The organism is Levilactobacillus andaensis, from assembly GCF_016861695.1.
In the GTDB taxonomy this organism is placed as follows: Bacteria; Bacillota; Bacilli; order Lactobacillales; family Lactobacillaceae; genus Levilactobacillus; species Levilactobacillus andaensis.
The window spans coordinates 80,120-100,009 of record NZ_BOLP01000005.1 but is presented as its reverse complement, the minus strand read 5'-3'; the positions used below and the strand labels follow the sequence as shown (position 1 = coordinate 100,009).

Here is a 19,890-nt window from a genome sequence, read left to right as displayed (position 1 = left end):
TTAAACTTAAAGGATTTGACTTAAAAAGACCAGAATCTCGAAGATTCTAGCCTTTTTATTATCATGTAAATATTCCGCCTAGCCCTTCAGGCCACGCGATTGCCGGTCCATGTCTTCTACAACAACGTCAAACATCTCACCTAAGGAAGCACAGTATTCAAGTACTTCCCAGGGCTTATTCGTGTGAAAATGAATCTTAATCAACGTTTCATCCCCAACAGCAATGAGAGAATCCCCGTCGAAATTCTGTTGAAAATAGGCGTTGATTTTATCTTCATCTAAATTTTGACCCTCGATTAAACATTGCGTATCGTACTTATATTCGGTCATATTTTGCATCTCCTATGGTTGTTACGTCTTTTACAGTACACCGTACTGGAAACGGCGTCAAGTATCTTCGAATATGCTATACTTGGGACAAATGGGGTGAACGATGAATGAGTAAAACCAAGGAACGAATCGTTGAGACGGCAATCACACTTTTTAATAAGGAAGGCTATGCGGTAATTTCTCTGCGCGATATTGCCGATGCAGCCGGAACGACGATTGGCAACCTAACCTACCATTTTCATCATAAAGAAGACTTACTGATTGCCATCCAGAAAAAAATCGAGTTAGACTTTATTAATTTTGCGGATGATTCTTCTGAGACCGGTGAGGCGGCCCTGAATGAGCTAATTATGATTTTTAATAAATCAGCAGAGTTAAAGGCGCACAATAGATTCTTTTTTGCGGATTTTGATGCCATTATCAGCGATAATCCAACGCTTAGAAAATCAGTACAGGCTTTTCGCAAACGGTTATATCAGGCCTATCAACAATGTTTTGCTAAGATGGTCAAGTTTGGGGTTTTTCGTAAAGATATTTCATCCCAACAGTATGATTGCTTGATATTAGCGTTGCTGACAGTGGATTATGCGTGGGAACTAAGGTATTCGCCTAAGCGTGAGTTTAACCCAACAAGTGATACGGCGGCTCTGAGTATCAGTGCGATTTATCCCTATCTAACCGAACGGGGAAGGACTATTTTTAATAATAGTGAAGGATGATTATGACTATGATAAGAGGCAACAAGCCACTCAAAGTTTCCAGCAAGGGACGCGTGGTTATTCCGTTGGACTTTAGAAAAAGAATGCATCTTTCAAGCGGCGACCAGCTAGGAATGACGTTGAGCAATGATGGGCGATTGATTCTTGAGAAACTGCCGTCCAGTTCTGATTGGAAAAGGCTCATCGCTGACATTCCAGTTGAACAAGTGACGGTTGAGCAGGATGGTCACTATGACCCTGTAAAATCGCCAAATTTTGATGAGTGGATGCACGAAGAGTAACGGTTCATTGGGAAGGCACGCGGTTGTTCGCTAAAAGAATCAGGTTTTGATTCAGCTTACCTTGAATCAGAACCTGATTCTTTTAAGTAGTCATTGAAAATAAGACTTGCCTTAGAGTCCACATCAAGGCTTATACTTAGCCGATAAACTAAGTGGCCGAAAATTCGTCGCTACAAACGGGGAGAAAATGTGATATGAAAAGAAGATTGTTACTATTTCTGGGGATTGGATTACTTGTTTCAGGACTCGCAGCTTGTGGGACAACTAGTCGTCAGTCAACTACAACGAGTCTACCAAACGCCAGTAAATATGAGCCAACGCTGTTTTTCCACGGGTGGGGCAGTAGTTATCGTGCTGAAGAGCAGATGGCCCATTCGCTGGTGAATGCCGGCTTAACGAAGACGATTATGCGGGCAACGGTTTCAAAGCAGGGAAAGGTTTCCATGGCGGGCCAGTTTCGGGAGGGCGATTACCATCCAATCGTAGAGGTGGATTTCAAGGATAGCCACAATTCGAATCCGCATCAGTGGGGACAGTGGGCCAGGGCGACCGTCGTGAAGCTTCAGCAGAAGTATCATTTTAAAAAATTCAACGTGGTTGGTCATTCGATGGGGAATATGGCAATTATGTACTACTTGTTGGATAACACGTCGAAGTTACCTAAAATCCAGAAACAAGTTGATATTGCGGGTCATTTCAATGGGATTTTGGGAATGAACGATGAACCTAATCGAATGAAACTTGATCACAAGGGCAAGCCTGAGAAGATGCAGACTGATTATAAAACGTTGTTACAGTTGCGTAAGACTTATCCTAAGCATCAAATTGCGGTGTTGAATATTTATGGTGACAAAAATGATGGCTCACATTCTGACGGTTCAGTCAGCAATGCGTCGTCCCAATCGTTGCGATATCTGGTTTCCGGTCGAGCGAAGTCTTATCAGGAACGAAAGATTGTTGGCCCCAACGCACAACATAGTAAGTTGCATAACAACATTCAAGTCGATCGACTGTTGATTCGATTTTTACGCTAGAAGTAAAAGGCCAGACTCCTTTAAAACGGACTCTGGCTTTTCTAATAGCTATTAGTCTACCCGAGATTTGGTCAGTAACCGGTTTCAGTCAAAATCCGCGTAGAATCCTTTGAATAATTGACCTTTTTCGTCAGATCACCTTGAATTGATATAGACTTATTTAACCTATATTTTAAAATCGAACGGCCCCATCACGGCAGACATTGTGGTGGGGCCGTTTCTATTGACCTAGTGTAAACTGAGCCACCATTTGCCCTAGATACTCCGGGGATTCAACAAAACCATGTTTGACCCAGTTGACCGTAACGTTGATGACGGCACCAGAAAAGAACTCTAGATAGTAAGGGGTCGTTAACTGCGACGTGTGTTTTTCAATGCGATCCTGCTTGATGAGTAGTTGAAAAACGGTCTGAAATGTTTCCAGCAGAATATCCAATTTGTCATTTTTAATTAGAAGTTGGTAAGTTTCAGCCTCAGACTTTGTATTCTCAAAGTAGTGGGTCATTAAGCGCGCCAATTCAACTTGCGATGTCCGTGGCAATCGGCGCAGATAGCGCAGCATGTTCTGTGTTTGGTATGTCCGAATAATTTGATCAAAATTTTGATAGTGGCGATAGAAGTAAGTCCGTGAGACTTGGGCTCGCTGACAAAGCTCGGTAATAGAAATATCGGTCAGTGGCTTTTGCATCATCAGCTCCAGTAAAGCCTGATAAATGGCCGCTAAGTTTTGCTGCTTTCGGTCATGCGGATTCATTAGGTAACAACATCTCCCTTTCTGTAACCTAAAGCTAGTTTATCGTGGTGGCAGCCGATAAACTAGCAATAACACTTGAGGAGGGGGTCAAGATGATGAAAAAATCAGTGAAGTTAGTTGGGGTAATGGCCATTGGTATTTTTCTTTGTATGTTGGACACAACGGTGATGAACATTGCGTTGCCGGCGATTCAGACCGGATTATCGACCAGTCTGGAGCAGCTCTCATGGGCGCTCAATTTGTATACGATTTTGTTTGCCAGTTTGACGATTCCCTTGGGCCGACTAGCAGATATCCATGGCCGCAGCCGTTTTTACATTTTAGGCCTAGCGTTATTCTTAATCGGTTCACTATTTTCTGGATTAGCGGCTAATGTGGCGTGGCTAATTGTGGGCCGGGGAATTCAGAGTCTGGGGGCAGCAATCGTCTTCCCAGCCAGTATGACAATTGGCATTCAGAGCGTTCCTATGGAAAAACGAACCAGTGCGATTGCCACACTGGGCGTCACGCAGGGATTAGCGGCGGCCATGGGACCAACGATTGGCGGAATCATGACGCAATTCTTTGGTTGGCGCGGAATATTCTTGATCAACGTGCCGTTTACCTTGCTCTCACTCGTGCTTTGCTGGCGGTTGTTCGATCTACATGAAAGTAAGCAAGCCAAGGAACGTCTAGATGTTGCTGGTTCGCTGCTTTCAATGATGATGTTATTCAGCCTAACCCTGCTGCTGGTCAAGGGCAGTGACTGGGGGTGGACGAGCGGGAGAGTTCTGGGACTTGGTCTACTGAGCTTTGTTGCGCTGGCTGTTTTTATTGTGGTCGAAGCACATAGTCAACAACCCATGGTGCCGCTGGCTTTATTTAAGGACAAACAGTTTGTTGGGTCAGCAGTTGTGACCGTGATGTCCGGTATCTTTCTGGTTGCGCTATTAGTCCTGATGCCGAGCTTCTTTACGAAGGTGCAAAATAAGGGTGAGCTCCTGGCAGCACTGATGATTACTCCAGCCTCGCTTATGATCTTCATCTGGTCACCCATCAGCGGTTGGCTGTTATCCAAGGTGGGGCCGCGAGCCGTCATTTTGATGGGGAGTCTGTCTATGATTGGGGGTTATGTGGTCCTTAGTCAAATGAATCCCAATGTGTATTGGCAGATTTGTGTGGCGGCAATCCTAGTGGGCGCAGGCTATGGCATCGTGATTGGACCGATTACGGTATTGGCGGCGGGCGATTTCACCGGCAACCTGCTAACGGCCTCGCAGAGCGTCATTGGTGTTTTTCGGCAGATTGGGACATCCCTAGCTGTGGCTATCTTTGTGTCGGCGCTGTCTGCCAATTTGGTAACGGCGAAGACCAATATCTGGACCTTTGCGCAGGACGGCGTCGAGGCCTTAGCGGTAACGGATAAGGTAAAGCGCGACACGCTGGTGCAGGTAAAGACGCAGTTAGCTACGGAGAAAACGCCTAAGCATCAACAGACGACGTTCATCGGTAAGACGAAAACACAACGGCTTATCCGCTTAAACTATCAGCAAGCCTTGCAGAAAAATAAGCTGACCCAAGCACCAACTACCGTTAAAAGGCGTATCCACCAACAGGTTAGCCAGGCCGTGACGACCCAGGTTGCTCAAGATAATCGGGCGTTGACACCGGTAGTTGCGACAATCAGACGCGAAACTAAGCAACAATTAACCCAGGCCTTCTTGCAGCCATATCGAATGTCGCTGCCATTTACATTTGGCATGCTATTGACGGTATTTCTGTTTAGGAAACGTCAGGATTATCTGAATCGGAATTAATTTTTGGTGGCCGTCACGGTGGTTTTCATACGGTAATAACTTGATAAGCAAAGTACGATTAGTCAGTCTGGCGAGTCGGAGAATTAAAGGCCACGTAGGTTCCCGAGGCTAAACAAGCGGCGATGATTTTTGAAACTTCAGCAACGGTCGTGGTCGGACTAACTTCAAACCACCACTTGATGACTTGCATCGCTGAAGCGGCAAATAGTCGCGCATGTAGTTCCTGATATTGCGTACTGTTTTCACCAGGGGTGGCTGCAGGTAAAGTTTCAAAAAATTTTTTCACAAAAATATTTTCCATTTGTTCAAAAACATTGCTCTCGAGCTTAGGTGACCACAATGTCAGGAAGGTTGCGCGTTGTTTGAACAAGGGAAGTAAGGCAGTTGGTAACTTTTGTTCGTAGTTTTGAATTTGGGAGGGTGTCAATTTTAAGTAAGAAACATCAATAGAATTTGAAAATGATTCTAAAGCTGACTCAATCAATTTTAATCGCAAGTCATACTTGTCCTCGTAGTAATTATAAAATGTCGATTTGTTAATCTTCATTTCATTGGTGAGTTCTGCAATGGTTAATTTTGAAAAGTACTGTTTGTCGATACAAGCTAGAAAACCACGTTTAATGGTTTCTTTAGTCTTGACGACACGTAAATCTGTTGTCATGTTTGTTGCTCCTTTTTGTCATTAATTATACCGAAACTTTAAGTGAAGCTGACATTAAAACGTGTTAAAAAGTTGCTTATCCAACTGACAGGCCATCAAAGTTGGATAAGCAACTTTTGGTATTGACCTGCTGGTATTAAAATTTGGGAGCACATGTTAAAAATAAGATGGTGGTGAACAGGTAAACTGTGGTAACCCAGCAGACACCGGGAATTAAAATTGATAGAAAGCAGGAAAATTAAATATGAATGCATTGAGAATTTATACACTGAAGAATCAAGCGATGGCAGATCTTTACTTTAATGTGCATTGGCAACGGCACTTGATTAGTTTGCCAAAATATCATATTCAAGTTGACAATGTGCAATTGGAACAAGTTAATAATGCCGATAAGCCTTGTCGGGTATTTGCATGGGTGCATACTGAAAATGATGATGACATGGAGATATTAAATGCAAAATATATGCAAAGCGATGACTTTAAAGCCGATATGGCTGGTTTTGAGATGACGGCGATTTTAAACGTTGAAGAAGTCGAATTGAAATCCGCAATAGACTTATAGACGACGTTAGGTAAACGTCTGGTAAAGGAATGAGTATGGCAGATGTTTTACTGACAGGCAAACAACGATTAATTTGCATGCAAGATGGGATTGCTACACTTAAACAACGTGTTCAGTACCGGGGTTGCATTTGATGTTTGGCTAGCCGGAAGTATCCAATGGACGCGTCAATGCCGAATTTCAAACGCATGGGCTGCAGCAGAAAACTTCATCGAGAATACGTTAACGATATTTCTAAAAATACTGAGTAACAAAAAATGATTAACTCCGAGAAAACACTCAGGGTTAGTCATTTTTGTTGTTAGAACTCAATTATTTTACATTTTCTCCAGGCCATGCCGCTGTTCCTCATCAATGATATGGGTATAAAGCCCGGTCGCACTAGTTGAGTTCTGTCCCAATTGTGTGGCCACTAGCTGCTCATTTTTAGTGGCTAGGTAGAGCTTTGAAGCTAACGTGTGGCGGAGCTTATGCGGTGTGATGCGGACCTTAAACGCGCTGGAATACTTGGCAACCATTTTTTCCATCGAGTTGGCTTGCATCCGTGAGGCTTGCCCCCGATAGCTACTGAGAAATAACGCCCGGTCACTGCTGGTGGCATGGTAAATTTCGGTTCGTTGGTCGATGTAGTCTTGAATGTAAGGTAGCGTCCAGGGGGCAATCGGGACAGTATCGCGCTGGCCGCCCTTACGAACAACGCCAATCGTGCCAGTCTTTAGATTGAGATGGCGAAGGTCTGCGTTAGCCGCTTCGGACACCCGCAGGCCGCTCCCAAGCAACAGGGCGTTAATGGCGAGGTCTCGCTGTTTATCACGGTGAAAGTATCGTTTCTGAGCGGGGGAAAGTTTAGCCTCATATTTATTGTCGATGAAGTCGAGGTAATCGTGATCCGTATTCCCCAACATCAATTTAGTCTTTAGGTTAGCGGCTCGAGTCGCATAAGTCTCGCTAGTTCTGACCAGCGCAATCTTGTGCATCACGTTGCGGTCAAAGTAGGCTTCACCGTTCTCATCTTCGGTGTCCTCGGTGAGGTACTTAAATAGCGATGAGAGGGCGTTTAACGAACGATTAATTGTCGGATGTGTTCGGCTGCCAGGAGCACCCGTTAGCTTGGTTTGATTAAGCAGGGCGGACTTGTATAGCTCAACCGTTTCTTTTTTTAATTTGGCCAAGACCTGAATATCAATATCTGCGGGGTGAGTGGCGGGGGTGAGCCCTTCGCTGATCAACCAGTTGAAGAAACGACGGAATTCTGTGAGGTACTGATATAGTGTGGCTGGGGACAGGGGAATCGTCGCTTTAGCCTGGTAGTATTCCTGGACATACCAGGGCGCGCTGGCCAGTTCTTCGTTGATCAATTTTAAGTAATGTTGTTTTTCCATAGAAGCGGCCTCCAAACGTATGTTCTCGTTAGTCTCTATGATACTGGTGAAACTTCAAATAAGCAAGCCCCCTGGTCCTTTTTTTACTGACTACTATCTTTAAAATATTTGTTTTAATGAAAGTAGTCGACGATGGTGGTCACTGCTACTAGAATAGTTTGCTTGAATGGCTCTTATTTTCTAGCTGTAAATGTAGTCATAGCAAGGTTTTAGACGATTGTATGTGTTTAGAAGTAAAATTAATCTGCTGTTGTTAGCAGTCGGTCTTTCTATAATCATAAACAGCAATTGGTGTCTGAATGCTGATATAACAGCGTTTTTAAGCGTATTGCGGCTGATTGCTTGGGCCTTTATTGACTGTGCTTGGTGAGGACTAATCGTCAGCAAGCTGTGTAGCATGGCTAGTAGCTGCACCGGCGCTATGAGTTCAGCTCAATCCAGCCGATGAGCGCTACTGCTAATTCGGAAATAAGTTAGTCGGCAGCGGTCACTCAGCCAGCAGCAAAAAATTGCTCAAAATACACGTTGATTCTAAGCACACGTTCAGACTTTAGACGGAGACTTCATCACGAGAATGGCGTAGAATACGCCTAAAAAATCCGATAATATATTTTTTTAGTCAGGCTTAGACGGAGTCGGTTATCGTATGGTGATGAGCTCATTATGATATAGAAATAATTTGAAGACGGTTATGTCGTGCAGTAAGTTTGCTGAATTGCTCAGTAAGAGATCCGGCTACTGTAGTTTAATCACTGACGACGAAGCTAATAAATAATTTAGTTATAGCGGACGCGGACGAAAACCAGCAGCAAACAAAATACATAGTCAAAGTTCAAACAGGGGTCGGTCAATCTCACGGCTGATATTTAAAAGATATTCTACTTTACATAATATATATTATCGAAAGTAGAGTCTAAAGCTAAAAAACTAAGCTGGTTGCCAGTAAATCTAAATAAAAAAGTTAACTCGTTTTGCATCTACGAGTTAGCTTCTATCAGTACAATTTAAATTAACTTGAGCGTCGTCAAAATCTTTTTCGTCAACGGTGTCAGTTGCTCTGGCAATTCGTTTAGGTCAAAAAAACTTGCCGCGCTGGTTTCATCCGTTGCATTTGTCAGACTGCCAGTTGCCGTCACATCATAGACTACGGTTACCGAATCAATCTGGTCGCCATTCGGATAAGTATATTGCATGTCCTGACCACTGACGACCGTCAACAATTGCTGAACGGTTCCTTGTAAGCCGGTTTCTTCTTGTAACTCACGTTCGGCCGTCGCAGCTGTATCTTCGTTTAATTCCTTTGATCCAGCTGGTAGCCCCCAAAGATGATTATCGCGGCGTTCAACTAGTAATAATTGCTGTTGTTGCCGCACGATGGCCGCCGAACCGACAACGATTAACGGTTGCTGACCGATTTTTTGTCGTAAATCTAGTACATAACCCATATGCAAATCCCCGTCCTTTACCTAATTGTACCATGCAATTAGGGACTTGCTATGACCAATTCTGGTGAATGAAGGCTTCACGCCCGCCCATTTCCTCAATTTGATAACGAAGTGGATTCTTCCGGTAGAAATCTTGGTGTTCGTCCTCAGCGGGATAAAATGGTTGGGCAGCTTTAATCTGGGTCACGATTGGGGCGTCAAATTGTTCGCTAGCCGCTAAGTCGGCCTTGGATTTTTCTGCGATCCGCCGCTGGTCGTCATTGGCTACGTAAATCACTGGTCGGTAGCTGTCGCCTCTGTCTTGAAATTGACCACTGGCATCAGTCGGGTCCGTTTGCCGCCAATAAATTTCGACGAGCTCCGCATAGCTGATGACTGTTGGATCAAAGGTAATCTTGACGGCTTCGGTATGACCGGTCGTGTGACTGGCAACTTCGGCGTAAGTGGGATTAACCGTGTGTCCACCGGTATACCCAGAAATAACGGACTGAATTCCAGGCTGGGTATCGAAAGGTTTCACCATACACCAGAAGCAGCCGCCAGCAAAAATCGCCGTTTCAGTTTGACCCATACGAAGACCCCCTTTTTACTTGAACAATTGGCCAAAGTCATGGTAGCCGTTTGCTTCTAATTTATCGGCTGGAATGAACTTTAGAGCCGCTGAGTTGATACAGTAGCGCAAGCCCCCCTGGTCTGTTGGACCGTCGTTAAAGACGTGACCCAGGTGTGAGCCGGCGTCTGTGCTACGAACTTCCTGCCGTACCATGCCAAATGAGTGGTCAGTGTTTTCCTTGACGTTAGTCGCATCGATTGGCTTGGTGAAAGATGGCCAGCCGCAGCCCGCATCATACTTGTCGGTCGAGCTGAACAACGGTTGGCCGCTGACCACGTCCACGTAGATACCGGGTTCGTAGAAGTGATCATACTTTCCGGTGAACGCTGCCTCTGTGGCCGCTTCCTGAGTAACGGCATATTCCTCAGCAGTGAGACGTTGCTTTAAGTCATCCTGTGATTCTTGTTTAGCCATAATAACTCCTCCAATCAATTGTGCACAACTAGTTCCCTATAAGCTCTAGTTTAAGGCTCTTAGGTTAAAACGCAACTAATTTGTTTGGTGTCCGTCCAATCGGATTGTGTTTTTGAGACTGGAAGGATTATCAGAGCTAAATAAGTCATGTTAAAAATTATACGCAAACTGTAGTTACGACGTTATAGTTCGATTGCCACTACATCTGGGATTGCACGTAATGAGGTTGCCAGATATAGGCTCAGGCGCGCTGTCCGCACCGTTCCAAGCCATATCTGGCGGCCGGTAAGGTGAAGAATTGCCGGTTGTCTCTAACTCAAAAACCACCAGTCGGCGGATTGCCCGTCAACTGGTGGTTCAGGGTTAGCTGGATTGACCAGCCGGAGTTTGGTAACGCAGTTTAACGCCGTTGACGTCAACTTGCTTGATTCCAACGGAACGATTGCGATAGTACATCACGCTGTCTTCCGCTGGATTGTGTGCTAATCCCATGGCGTGACCCAATTCGTGTTCCGCCACATGAACATCATCGGCACGTGAATAGCCGTATGATTTCAGCAGTGTTGGATTGAGCGTGGCCGTGACGTCGAGTAGCAGGTCGTTTTTAGACCAATAATCAGTTAAGCCGACATCTTCTCCCAGAGCTATGGCCTGTGTTTTGGAGGCCGTTTTGAGAGTGATCTGTGCATTTTTAGTGGTACCTAATTTGAAATGAAACGCACCGGTTCTGTTCCAAGCGTTAATGGCGGATTGCCAAACTTGCCGATAGTAAGCCGATTTGGTGGTGATTACGTAGGTCGCGTGATTGTGGGCAAACCGCTCCGGACCAAAAGGTGTTGTGCCGGCTGCAGCTGCGGCAACAGCACTCCCGCCCACTGGGGTGACAAAAAGACCAACAGTAACAACCGCAAGGGTAATCCCCCGGGACCAAAAGCTTCTTGTCATGCATAATCCCTCTCTTCGCGAAGGAAGATGCCTAACGGCTACCATCGGCGTCATTATAGCAGTCGCCGCCGTTAAAGCGAATTAAAACGCTCCATGGCAATCGCTAAATCACCATGGAGCGTCTATTCAGATTGTAAATTGAGCGAATTAAGCCTCGAAAGCAGCCGTCAACGGTGGCACAACTTGCTTCTTCCGGGAAACAACGCCAGGTAAACTAGCACGGTTGTTGTCAAGCTTGGTGTTGAAGGCTTTTTCGACAACTGACTTAGGTTCACCAGCAACGATTAATTCGGAGTCACTGTTCAAGACGTTGGTTGCCAAGGTAATGAACAAGTCGTAGCCATCAGCGGCCATTTCAGCTTGCATTTCCTTTTCCAAACCAGCTTGACGATCTAGAACGTCGGCTAAGTCGACCGTGTTGATTTGGCCGATGCGCACGCTCTTGCCAGCCATGTCGAATGACTTAGCATCGCCATCGATGAGTTCCTTGTCGCTCTTAGCAGCCAAGTTCGTCCCCGCCTTCAACATGGCGATGCCGTAGCTTTGAACGTCGATGTCAGCAATTTCAGCTAACATACGAACGGCTTCACGGTCGGTATCGGTCGTGGTTGGGGATTGGAGTAACAACGTGTCGGAGATGATGGCGGATAACATCAAACCAGCCAATTTGGCAGGAATTTCCATCTTCTCTTCGTTAAACATTTCGGTCAAGATCGTGCTCGTGCAACCAACGGGTTCTGCCCGGTAGTACAGCGGTGAAGTCGTCTCGAAGTTGGCAATCCGGTGATGGTCAACGACGAAGCTGACCTGCACCTTGTCGAGGTCACTAACACTTTGTTGAGCTTCGTTATGGTCGACTAACATGACGTTATCAACTTCATTGGCAACCGTCTTAACGACCCGTGGTGCTGGTTCGTCGAAGTGGTTTAAAACGTAAGTGGTTTCCATGTTAGGTTCGCCCAAGGCAACGGCTTCAACGTCGTAGCCCTTTTGGGTTTGGAAGTAGGCAAACGCCTTGGCTGCAACGATGGCGTCCGTATCTGGATTCTGGTGACCGAAAACTAATGACTTACTCATGAGTAGAACTCCTTTAACAGAATAGTTTTAGTGTTACTTGTTACGCAATTGTTTGAGCCGCGAAATGTAATCGTCGGTGTGAAGATAACGATCGAATTGGGCCAAGAAGTGGCTGATTCGCGGAATTTCGGCTTTACCCTTGCGAAATACAAAGGCTAGGTCGAAGCGGATGTTGGGATCGAAATGAGCCGTCCAAGTCTGCGGCAAGGCATCCTGACCAATCATAAACGAATTCGGCAATGCTGTGGACGCTTGTGTCTGCATGGAGAAGTGCAACAGCTGAGTTGGTGTCGTGAAGTTGGCGACACTCTTTGGAAAATCAGCCAGTTGGTTCTTGTAGGCTTCATGCAACGTCTGATTCAGGTAGTAGCCCTCCGGATACATGGCCCAAACATCGGCTGTCGTGTCCTTGAACTTGATCCGTCGTTTCTTAGACAGTTGTTCGTCGTGATGGATGAACAAGAGGTCATCCGAAATGATCTTCTTGGATTCGTAGGGCTTCCAGTTCTTAATCGAATCGTCCGGCAGGTACATGATGGCCAGATCAATCTTATTATTTTCCAGTCGTTCCCAAATTTCCTTCCGCGTTAACATGTGAAAAGAAATCTTCAAGTCGGGATTATTTTGGTAGGACAAGATGGCGAAGTCCTCAAAAACGGCGTCTTCCATGGAGGCCAGTAGCCCAATGTTGATTTCTCCCTGAGTTGCGCTAGTCGACTGTTGAATCTCATCAGTGGCTTGGTTCAGGATTCCATAAATCTTGTGCGTGGCGTCCAACATCGTGTAACCAGCGTCAGATAACCGCAGTTTCTTCCCGACCGAATAGAAGAGCGGTGCCCCCACAGTCCGTTCGAGTTTCTTGATCTGCTGCGTCAATGCCGGTTGCGTAATTCCTAAAATCTGAGCAGCTTGGGTGTAATTCATGGTTTCCGCAAGCTGTAGGAAATACGTCAAGGTCTTTGAAGAAAAGATACTTTCCTGTTTCGTCTTCATCCGCTTTTACTCCTTGTGATTAGTCTGATACCAGGCCAACCTAATGGTTACTATTAATCACTATGATAGGCTGTTTGGCCTAAAAGCGCAACGATTTCTGCTTATAAAATCATTGCTAGCAACTAACTAGTCTAAAACGAGTGTTGTCGGTTTAACGCGTAATTGGGTTGGAATCCCCTCGACATCCGTGTCGACCACAAAAGAACCGTTGGAGTAACGACCACTTAATGGGTGTTCCGTTGGTAAGACATCATGCGTCCGTTCGCGACTGGTCAGAATTTCCAGTGCCGGATTACCCGCAGGAATTGCCATGAAATCAACAATTCGGTGCGGATCACGCTTCAACTCACGCAAGACGATGACGCCGCGACGGGCACGACTGGTGACGGAAAGTTCCTTCATGGCTAGTCGCTTGAATGCCCCCCGTTGTGTAATCATGGCAATGGTATCGCTATCGGTGACGAGCGCCAAGTTAACGACCTCGTCATCGTCACGCAGGTCCATCGACCGTACGCCGGTCGTCCGGGCACCGTTGACGGAGACTTCGTCGATACTGTAACGCAAGGCGTACCCGTTCTTGGAGACGAGCAGGATTCCCTGGTCGATCGGTTCGGTCAGATACTTAACCTGCACAACTTTAGCTTCAGGATGCTTAAGCTTTTCATATACAGCGGCACGACTCTTGTACGTCCGGCCAGGCGTCAGGTCGCTAAAGGCCGTTTGCTTGATGTAGCCATCGCTGGTTGCGATTAAGAAACGACCGGGTTCCTTGAGCGTCTTGAAGGCAAACGTGGCAACGATTTCTTCGTCGGCGGCTAAGCCAGTGGTCTGCGAAATGTGTTCACCGGTTTCCTTCCATTTGACGTCACTGATCTCGTGGACAGGCCGATAAATGAGATTCCCCTTGTTGGTGAACATCATTAAGTGGTCTAGCGTACTGAGCTTTTGCATGAAGATTGGGTAATCCTCATCCTTTAGCCCGTTGTCGTCAGGATCGGATGCCGTGTATGACCGAACGCCGGAGCGCTTCAGGTAACCATCGTGACTCACGAGAACCACGACTTCTTCGTCGGCAACCGTGACCTCGGTATTGATCTTCAGGTCTTCAATTTCAGCCTGAATCTCGGTCCGTCGAGGGTTCCGGTATTCTTTGCCCACTGCCTTAAGTTCCTTGCGCAAGACGGCATTCAAGGTCTTAGGGTCAGCTAAGATCTTGTGGTCTTCCGCAATGGCCGCGGATAGTTTTTCGGATTCAGCCTCTAACTGGGTCACGTCGGTATTGGTCAACCGGTAAAGTTGTAAGGCGACAATGGCGTCCGCCTGCTTTTCGGAGAAGTCATAGGTGTTGACCAGATTGTCGCGGGCATCCCGGCGGTTCTTGCTGGCACGAATGGTCTTGATCACTTGGTCCAGAATAGACAGGGCCTTGATCAGGCCAGTGACGATGTGCTGCCGGTCTAAGGCCTTTTGCAGGTCGTATTCCGTGCGTTTCGTGATGACCTGACGTTGATGCTCCAGATAAGCCGTCAAAATGGTCTTTAGCCCAACGTGTTCGGGCCGCTTGTGGTTGATGGCGACCATGTTGAAGTTGTAGGTAATCTGCAATTCGGTGTTCTTAAACAGGTAGTTGAGCACACCCTGAGCATCGGCATCTCGTTTCAGTTCAATGGCGATCCGTAGTCCATCCCGGTCGGTTTCGTCCCGAACTTCGGCCAAGCCTTCGACCTTCTTGTTCAAACGAATCTCATCGATCTTTTTGACCAACTGAGCTTTGTTGACTTCATACGGAATTTCCGTGACCGTAATCTGGCTCTTATTACCCCGTAAGGCTTCAATCGCCGTCTTAGAACGAACGACCACGCGACCACGACCGGTTTCATAGGCCTTAACGATGCCGTCTTTTCCTTGGATGATCCCGCCGGTTGGGAAGTCTGGTCCTTGAACAAAGCCCATGAGTTCTTCCAGGCTAGCCTTGGGATGACTCAACAGGTAAATGCAGGCGTCAACGACTTCGCCTAAGTTGTGCGGCGGAATGTCCGTGGCGTAACCAGCAGAGATCCCGGTTGCCCCATTGACCAGCAGGTTAGGAAAACGGGCTGGTAAGACGGTTGGTTCGTACTCGGTATCATCGAAGTTGAGGACCATTTCAACCGTATCTTTGTCGATGTCCCGTAACATTTCACCGGCTAATTTACTTAAACGGGCTTCGGTATACCGCATGGCAGCGGCCGGGTCACCATCCATGGACCCGTTGTTCCCGTGCATCTCGATCAGGGGTTCGCGAACCTTCCAATCTTGACTCATCCGGGTCAACGCTTCGTAGATGGAGCTATCGCCATGGGGGTGAAAGTTCCCCATGACGTTTCCGACAGACTTCGCGGACTTCCGGAAGCCTTTATCGTAGGTGTTGCCATCCTTGTTCATGGCAAACAAGATCCGCCGTTGAACGGGTTTTAACCCGTCTCTGACGTCGGGTAAGGCCCGCTCTTGGATGATGGATTTGGAATAACGACCAAAACGATCCCCCATGACTTCTTCCAGAGTTAGTTCTTGAATTTTTTGTCCTTCACTCACGACATGTTTGCTCCTTTCACCGGTCGATTAATCACTGGTCGACGTGGCATCATTTTCTAATAAGCTGGTGTTGTCGTCTTCCAGCGTAAATTGAACGTTGTTTTCGATCCATTTCCGACGCGGTTCGACCTTATCGCCCATCAAGGTGGTGACCCGGCGTTCGGCCAGGGCAGCATCGTCGATCTGAACGCGAATCAGTGTCCGGTTGTCGGGATCCATGGTCGTTTCCCACAGTTGTTCGGCATCCATTTCCCCTAACCCCTTAAAGCGTTGGAGGTTATAACCGTGGTTGGGAATTTTCTGGGTCTTTTCGGTCAATTCGTCATTGGTCCAAGCGTATTCGATATCCTGGCTCTTCCCGGTCCGCTTGATCCGATACAGCGGTGGCAGGGCAATGTAGACCCGCCCAGCGTCGATCATTGGCCGCATGTACTTGTAGAAGAAGGTCAGTAGCAGAATCTGAATATGGGCACCGTCATCATCGGCATCGGTCATGATAATGATCTTGTCGTAGTTAGCGTCCTCAATGTTAAATTCAGTTCCGACACCGGCCCCAATGGTATAGATCATGGTGCTGATTTCTTCATTTTTCATAATGTCTGGGAGCTTGGCCCGTTCCGTGTTCAGCACTTTCCCCCGTAAAGGCAGGATGGCTTGGAACTTCCGGTTACGGCCCTGTTTAGCTGAACCGCCGGCGGAGTCCCCTTCGACTAAGAATAGTTCGTTCTTGGACGCATTTTTGGACTGTGCCGGGGTGAGCTTACCGGACAACAAGCGTTCATGTTTCTTATGCCGCTTGCCATTTCGGCTTTCGTCACGCGCTTTACGGGCGGCTTCTCGTGCCTGACGGGCTTGCGTAGACTTCTTGATCAACATCTTACCGAAGTCTCCGTTTTCCATCAGGTAGTAGCCAAGTTGTTCACTGATGACACTATCCACGATGGTCCGTGCCTCGGGCGTCCCCAACTTTTCCTTGGTTTGGCCTTCGAATTGCAGGAGATTTTCGGGGACCCGCAGTGAAATAACCGCAGAGAGTCCTTCACGAACGTCGGAACCTTCTAAGTTCTTATCGCGGTCCTTTAACAGGCCGACCTTGCGTGCGTATTCGTTGAATGCCTTGGTCCAGCCACTGCGCATCCCGACTTCATGGGTTCCGCCGTCTTTGGTCCGGACGTTGTTGACAAAGGACAGGAGGTTTTCGGTATAGCCGTCGTTGTACTGAGCGGCAACTTCGACCTCGATGCCGTCTTTCTTGCCGTCAAAGTACATGACGTTGCCTAACGTATCCTTGTCTTCGTTCAGATAACCAACAAACTCTTTGATACCGTCTTCAAAATGATATTCTTCGGCTTTTTCTTGGCCCTCGCGTTCGTCGGTCAGCGTGATCTTAACGCCCTTCAGCAGGAACGCCGACTCACGTAACCGTTCGGACAAGGTGCCGAAGTTATAGACAGTAGTAGTGAAAATACTACTGTCTGGTTTGAAGTCAAGTGTGGTCCCGTTATGAGCGCGGGTATTGCCTAATTTTTTCAGTGTCCCTTGTGGTTTCCCACCGTCCGCAAATTTTTCTTGGTAGCGCACACCGTCACGCACAATGGTCACGGTCAGCTTGCTGGACAGCGCGTTCACAACGGAAGCCCCGACCCCATGGAGTCCACCAGAGGTCTTGTAGCCTCCTTGGCCAAATTTACCCCCGGCATGGAGGACCGTTAAGATGACCTCGGGTGTCGGAATCCCTGAGGCGTGCATACCGACTGGCATACCCCGTCCGTGGTCGACCACCGTGATACTATTATCCTGGTGAATGGTTACGTTAATTTCTTTACCGTAGCCCGCTAAGGCTTCATCAACGGCGTTATCCACGATTTCGTAGACCAAGTGGTGTAGTCCACGGCCGTCGGTTGAGCCGATATACATCCCAGGACGTTTACGAACAGCTTCCAATCCCTCCAAGACCTGAATGGAGGAATCGTCGTACTTTGGTTTTGCTTTCGCCATGCGTAAATCCCCTTTACATTTTATTCGTTTTAAATGATGTGTTGCAATACTTACCTAGTTTACCGTAATGCGAACATATGTTCAAATGAAATGGACAAACGCCCACACTGTGGTCAACAATAACCACATTATCATACCACAGGAAGTTAAAAACTGGCTAGTTCTCTTGAGATAATTGGCGTGACGCGGAAAACATGCTAAAATATAGAACAGCTTATTTGCAGTGCGGTCATGAGGACCACATTGGGAGAAAGAGCGGAGGAATTGAGTCGTGAAATTAATTGGATTACTTATTTTTGCTTACCTACTAGGCGCCATTCCTAACGGGGTCTGGGTTGGTAAAGCCTTCTTTGGAACGGATATTCGGCAATCAGGATCTGGCAATATTGGAACGACCAATACGTACCGGGTCTTAGGCCCCTACGCCGGAACGGCCGTCATGGTGCTCGACATCGCTAAGGGAAGTGTGGCCACCTTGCTACCGACCCTCGGGCATGTGACGACATTTTTAGGAACGGCGACCCCACTGCTATTTGGTCTATTCGCTATCCTGGGCCACACGGTGTCGATCTTCGATCACTTCAAGGGTGGTAAGGCCGTTGCCACGTCTGCGGGGATGCTGTTGGCTTACAATCCCATCATGTTTGTGATTGCGGCCGGGTTGTGGGTCAGCCTGATCTACTGGACCAGCATGGTCAGTCTCGCCAGCATGATTGCTTTTAGCCTGATTACGCTGATCTCCCTGGCATTTCAGGATTGGTACCTGACAGGAATTGCGTTGGTCTTGACCATCTTTGTTTTTTATCGTCACCGCGCCAATATTCAGCGAATCCGCGAAGGTACGGAATCGATGGTTCCCTTTGGTCGGGGCTATCACAAGCGGCAAAAATCTAAATCGCGTTAGAGACGTAAGGAGACCCGGACATTGTTGTCCTGGCCTCCTTTTTTATTGACAGAGTACGCCTAAAGGTGGTTAGTCGGCGAGCATTAAGGCTGATAAGCGAATAATCCCGAACTTGGATTGTTTGCTTATCAGGTTTAAGCGGAACCGACTGCCTTTGGGCACACGTTTCGACAACATAATATAGCGCTGCGAACTAACACGAATTTTTAACCTTAGAAATAAGTGATTTCATACCCCGCCTGGAAACTCTTGTGAGCAGCCAGGTGATTGATGGCGACCTTCGTTTCGAGGTCCCCTGTGGCCTGAACATCGTCCGCTAAGCCCCACCAAGGTTCGATGCAGACAAAGGGGGCCTGCTTCGGATATGGGGACCAGACGCCCACGTACGGCGCCGCAAGCGTCAAGGCGATACCGTGATCATTGACGGTACTGCTCAGCATGAGCGTGGTCTCTTGATTGTCCAGCGCGAGGACCTGCGCATCGTGCGCAAATAATTGATGGTCCAACTGTAGCGGCTTGGTCAAGTCGAGTGGGACCGGATGGCAGGTATCGCTGTATGGCCCGACAAGTGGGACCCGCTGATACGTTTGTTTAGGAGAAACGGTGACTTGATAGTCGGTAAAATCAGCGATTGCCTCGCCCAATGGCACGTTGAAGCCGGGATGGGCACCGAATGAAAAGACCAGTGGTGTATCGGCCGGATTGGTAACCTCTGCGGCGACCTTTAGCCGATGATCGACCAGCGTATAGGTGATCGTCAGTGTAAAGTCGCTAGGAAAGAGCTGGCGACTCTGCTCGTCAGCTGTCAGTTGTAAGCTTAATTCTGTATCCGTCTGAGCGACCACCTGAAACTCACGGTCACGGGCAAACCCATGTTGCGTCATCTGATAGGTCTTCCCTGCCAAACGATACTGATTGTCTTGTAGCCGGCCCACGATGGGGAATAAAAACGGTGCGTGGCGGCCCCAATAGGCCTTATCCGCCTGCCACATGTATTCCAAGTGACTGTCGTTGTCCTGAACGCTGGTTAACTCGGCGCCCAAGGGATTAATTTTAACCGTTAAATACGTGTTCTTTAACGTTAGCATGTAAATTCCTCCCGTTTGTTTTTGATTATTTTTAAATTAGAGATTCAGACCCAGATGACAAGTAATTGTTGCCCAGTTATCGGCCATGAAATGGGATTAAACGTGGTTGGACCCATCAATCTAGTATGATGCTCCCTAGTCAAACCTGTTATGCGAATAAGTCAGGTCATGGAATCTAGCATTTGTTGTGGGTAGAAAGTAGTCTTAGCCGGAGGATGTCAGGGATGGAGCCAGCCGTGGAGGTGGTGTTGACCGGGGTTTCCCCGGTCTACACCACGGGCGAACTTTAAGATGGGCGTTTCTCCCGGCTTAAAGTCGCG

19 protein-coding genes are annotated in these 19,890 nt (G+C 47.4%); 6 read left to right on the top strand and 13 right to left on the bottom strand.

Going from position 1 to position 19,890, the window contains the following annotated elements; all coding sequences use genetic code 11:
• Nucleotides 1-78 precede the first annotated feature (78 nt).
• Nucleotides 79-330, bottom strand: coding sequence for a fatty acid kinase subunit FakA-related protein (locus JUF10_RS05140; RefSeq protein WP_203641180.1), 252 nt, complete (start codon nucleotides 328-330; stop codon nucleotides 79-81).
• Between the two features lie 107 nt (nucleotides 331-437).
• On the opposite strand from JUF10_RS05140, the gene JUF10_RS05135 reads away from it, so the two are divergent.
• The 3 genes from JUF10_RS05135 (at nucleotide 438) to JUF10_RS05125 (ending at nucleotide 2,364) form a co-directional block, all read left to right on the top strand.
• A complete protein-coding gene (locus tag JUF10_RS05135) occupies nucleotides 438-1,049 on the top strand; it encodes a TetR/AcrR family transcriptional regulator (protein WP_203641179.1) in 612 nt (203 codons plus the stop codon).
• 2 nt (nucleotides 1,050-1,051) lie between these two features.
• Nucleotides 1,052-1,330, top strand: a complete 279-nt coding sequence (locus JUF10_RS05130; RefSeq protein WP_203641178.1) for an AbrB/MazE/SpoVT family DNA-binding domain-containing protein — start codon at nucleotides 1,052-1,054, stop codon at nucleotides 1,328-1,330.
• 194 nt (nucleotides 1,331-1,524) lie between these two features.
• Complete coding sequence (locus tag JUF10_RS05125; protein ID WP_203641177.1) at nucleotides 1,525-2,364, top strand: alpha/beta hydrolase; 840 nt, start codon at nucleotides 1,525-1,527, stop codon at nucleotides 2,362-2,364.
• 220 nt (nucleotides 2,365-2,584) lie between these two features.
• Here JUF10_RS05125 and JUF10_RS05120 read toward each other — a convergent pair whose 3' ends face one another.
• Nucleotides 2,585-3,118, bottom strand: coding sequence for a TetR/AcrR family transcriptional regulator (locus tag JUF10_RS05120; protein ID WP_203641176.1), 534 nt, complete (start codon nucleotides 3,116-3,118; stop codon nucleotides 2,585-2,587).
• A gap of 92 nt (nucleotides 3,119-3,210) precedes the next feature.
• On the opposite strand from JUF10_RS05120, the gene JUF10_RS05115 reads away from it, so the two are divergent.
• Nucleotides 3,211-4,914 (top strand): MFS transporter, encoded by a 1,704-nt coding sequence (locus JUF10_RS05115; RefSeq protein WP_203641175.1) that lies wholly within the window; start codon nucleotides 3,211-3,213, stop codon nucleotides 4,912-4,914.
• A 58-nt stretch (nucleotides 4,915-4,972) separates the two neighbouring features.
• On the opposite strand, the gene JUF10_RS05110 is transcribed toward JUF10_RS05115, so the two are convergent.
• Nucleotides 4,973-5,575 (bottom strand): TetR/AcrR family transcriptional regulator, encoded by a 603-nt coding sequence (locus tag JUF10_RS05110; protein WP_203641174.1) that lies wholly within the window; start codon nucleotides 5,573-5,575, stop codon nucleotides 4,973-4,975.
• Nucleotides 5,576-5,819: 244 nt separating this feature from the next.
• On the opposite strand from JUF10_RS05110, the gene JUF10_RS05105 reads away from it, so the two are divergent.
• Nucleotides 5,820-6,137 (top strand): hypothetical protein, encoded by a 318-nt coding sequence (locus JUF10_RS05105; protein WP_203641173.1) that lies wholly within the window; start codon nucleotides 5,820-5,822, stop codon nucleotides 6,135-6,137.
• A 317-nt stretch (nucleotides 6,138-6,454) separates the two neighbouring features.
• Here JUF10_RS05105 and xerS read toward each other — a convergent pair whose 3' ends face one another.
• The 9 genes from xerS to parE form a co-directional block, all read right to left on the bottom strand.
• Nucleotides 6,455-7,519: a tyrosine recombinase XerS gene (gene xerS, locus JUF10_RS05100; RefSeq protein WP_203641172.1), complete on the bottom strand. Its 1,065-nt coding sequence runs from the start codon at nucleotides 7,517-7,519 to the stop codon at nucleotides 6,455-6,457.
• Between the two features lie 1,004 nt (nucleotides 7,520-8,523).
• Nucleotides 8,524-8,964, bottom strand: coding sequence for an NUDIX hydrolase (locus JUF10_RS05095; RefSeq protein WP_203641171.1), 441 nt, complete (start codon nucleotides 8,962-8,964; stop codon nucleotides 8,524-8,526).
• A 49-nt stretch (nucleotides 8,965-9,013) separates the two neighbouring features.
• A complete protein-coding gene (msrA, locus tag JUF10_RS05090) occupies nucleotides 9,014-9,535 on the bottom strand; it encodes a peptide-methionine (S)-S-oxide reductase MsrA (protein WP_203641170.1) in 522 nt (173 codons plus the stop codon).
• Nucleotides 9,536-9,550: 15 nt separating this feature from the next.
• On the bottom strand, nucleotides 9,551-9,991 hold the full coding sequence (gene msrB, locus JUF10_RS05085; protein ID WP_203641169.1) for a peptide-methionine (R)-S-oxide reductase MsrB: 441 nt from the start codon (nucleotides 9,989-9,991) through the stop codon (nucleotides 9,551-9,553).
• Between the two features lie 363 nt (nucleotides 9,992-10,354).
• Nucleotides 10,355-10,936: a matrixin family metalloprotease gene (locus JUF10_RS05080; protein ID WP_203641168.1), complete on the bottom strand. Its 582-nt coding sequence runs from the start codon at nucleotides 10,934-10,936 to the stop codon at nucleotides 10,355-10,357.
• 147 nt (nucleotides 10,937-11,083) lie between these two features.
• Nucleotides 11,084-12,013, bottom strand: coding sequence for a manganese-dependent inorganic pyrophosphatase (locus JUF10_RS05075; RefSeq protein WP_203641167.1), 930 nt, complete (start codon nucleotides 12,011-12,013; stop codon nucleotides 11,084-11,086).
• Between the two features lie 33 nt (nucleotides 12,014-12,046).
• Nucleotides 12,047-13,006, bottom strand: coding sequence for a LysR family transcriptional regulator (locus tag JUF10_RS05070; protein WP_143463541.1), 960 nt, complete (start codon nucleotides 13,004-13,006; stop codon nucleotides 12,047-12,049).
• A 126-nt stretch (nucleotides 13,007-13,132) separates the two neighbouring features.
• A complete protein-coding gene (gene parC / locus JUF10_RS05065) occupies nucleotides 13,133-15,535 on the bottom strand; it encodes a DNA topoisomerase IV subunit A (RefSeq protein WP_236008170.1) in 2,403 nt (800 codons plus the stop codon).
• A 72-nt stretch (nucleotides 15,536-15,607) separates the two neighbouring features.
• A complete protein-coding gene (gene parE / locus JUF10_RS05060; protein WP_203641165.1) occupies nucleotides 15,608-17,578 on the bottom strand; it encodes a DNA topoisomerase IV subunit B in 1,971 nt (656 codons plus the stop codon).
• A gap of 271 nt (nucleotides 17,579-17,849) precedes the next feature.
• On the opposite strand from parE, the gene plsY reads away from it, so the two are divergent.
• A complete protein-coding gene (plsY, locus tag JUF10_RS05055) occupies nucleotides 17,850-18,482 on the top strand; it encodes a glycerol-3-phosphate 1-O-acyltransferase PlsY (RefSeq protein WP_203641164.1) in 633 nt (210 codons plus the stop codon).
• 212 nt (nucleotides 18,483-18,694) lie between these two features.
• Here plsY and JUF10_RS05050 read toward each other — a convergent pair whose 3' ends face one another.
• Nucleotides 18,695-19,570 carry an aldose 1-epimerase family protein gene (locus JUF10_RS05050; protein WP_203641163.1) on the bottom strand — a complete coding sequence of 292 codons (876 nt, stop codon included), beginning with the start codon at nucleotides 19,568-19,570 and terminating at the stop codon, nucleotides 18,695-18,697.
• Between the last annotated feature and the right edge of the window lie 320 nt (nucleotides 19,571-19,890).

Coding starts and splice junctions, on each gene's coding strand:
- JUF10_RS05075 (WP_203641167.1), bottom strand. CDS start 12,013: ATGAGTAAGTCATTAGTTTTCGGTCACCAGAATCCAGATACGGACGCC.
- JUF10_RS05070 (WP_143463541.1), bottom strand. CDS start 13,006: ATGAAGACGAAACAGGAAAGTATCTTTTCTTCAAAGACCTTGACGTAT.
- JUF10_RS05095 (WP_203641171.1), bottom strand. CDS start 8,964: ATGGGTTATGTACTAGATTTACGACAAAAAATCGGTCAGCAACCGTTA.
- msrA (WP_203641170.1), bottom strand. CDS start 9,535: ATGGGTCAAACTGAAACGGCGATTTTTGCTGGCGGCTGCTTCTGGTGT.
- parE (WP_203641165.1), bottom strand. CDS start 17,578: ATGGCGAAAGCAAAACCAAAGTACGACGATTCCTCCATTCAGGTCTTG.
- JUF10_RS05115 (WP_203641175.1), top strand. CDS start 3,211: ATGATGAAAAAATCAGTGAAGTTAGTTGGGGTAATGGCCATTGGTATT.
- JUF10_RS05050 (WP_203641163.1), bottom strand. CDS start 19,570: ATGCTAACGTTAAAGAACACGTATTTAACGGTTAAAATTAATCCCTTG.
- JUF10_RS05080 (WP_203641168.1), bottom strand. CDS start 10,936: ATGACAAGAAGCTTTTGGTCCCGGGGGATTACCCTTGCGGTTGTTACT.
- msrB (WP_203641169.1), bottom strand. CDS start 9,991: ATGGCTAAACAAGAATCACAGGATGACTTAAAGCAACGTCTCACTGCT.
- JUF10_RS05140 (WP_203641180.1), bottom strand. CDS start 330: ATGACCGAATATAAGTACGATACGCAATGTTTAATCGAGGGTCAAAAT.
- JUF10_RS05135 (WP_203641179.1), top strand. CDS start 438: ATGAGTAAAACCAAGGAACGAATCGTTGAGACGGCAATCACACTTTTT.
- JUF10_RS05110 (WP_203641174.1), bottom strand. CDS start 5,575: ATGACAACAGATTTACGTGTCGTCAAGACTAAAGAAACCATTAAACGT.
- parC (WP_236008170.1), bottom strand. CDS start 15,535: ATGGGGGATCGTTTTGGTCGTTATTCCAAATCCATCATCCAAGAGCGG.
- xerS (WP_203641172.1), bottom strand. CDS start 7,519: ATGGAAAAACAACATTACTTAAAATTGATCAACGAAGAACTGGCCAGC.
- JUF10_RS05105 (WP_203641173.1), top strand. CDS start 5,820: ATGAATGCATTGAGAATTTATACACTGAAGAATCAAGCGATGGCAGAT.
- JUF10_RS05125 (WP_203641177.1), top strand. CDS start 1,525: ATGAAAAGAAGATTGTTACTATTTCTGGGGATTGGATTACTTGTTTCA.
- JUF10_RS05130 (WP_203641178.1), top strand. CDS start 1,052: ATGACTATGATAAGAGGCAACAAGCCACTCAAAGTTTCCAGCAAGGGA.
- JUF10_RS05120 (WP_203641176.1), bottom strand. CDS start 3,118: ATGAATCCGCATGACCGAAAGCAGCAAAACTTAGCGGCCATTTATCAG.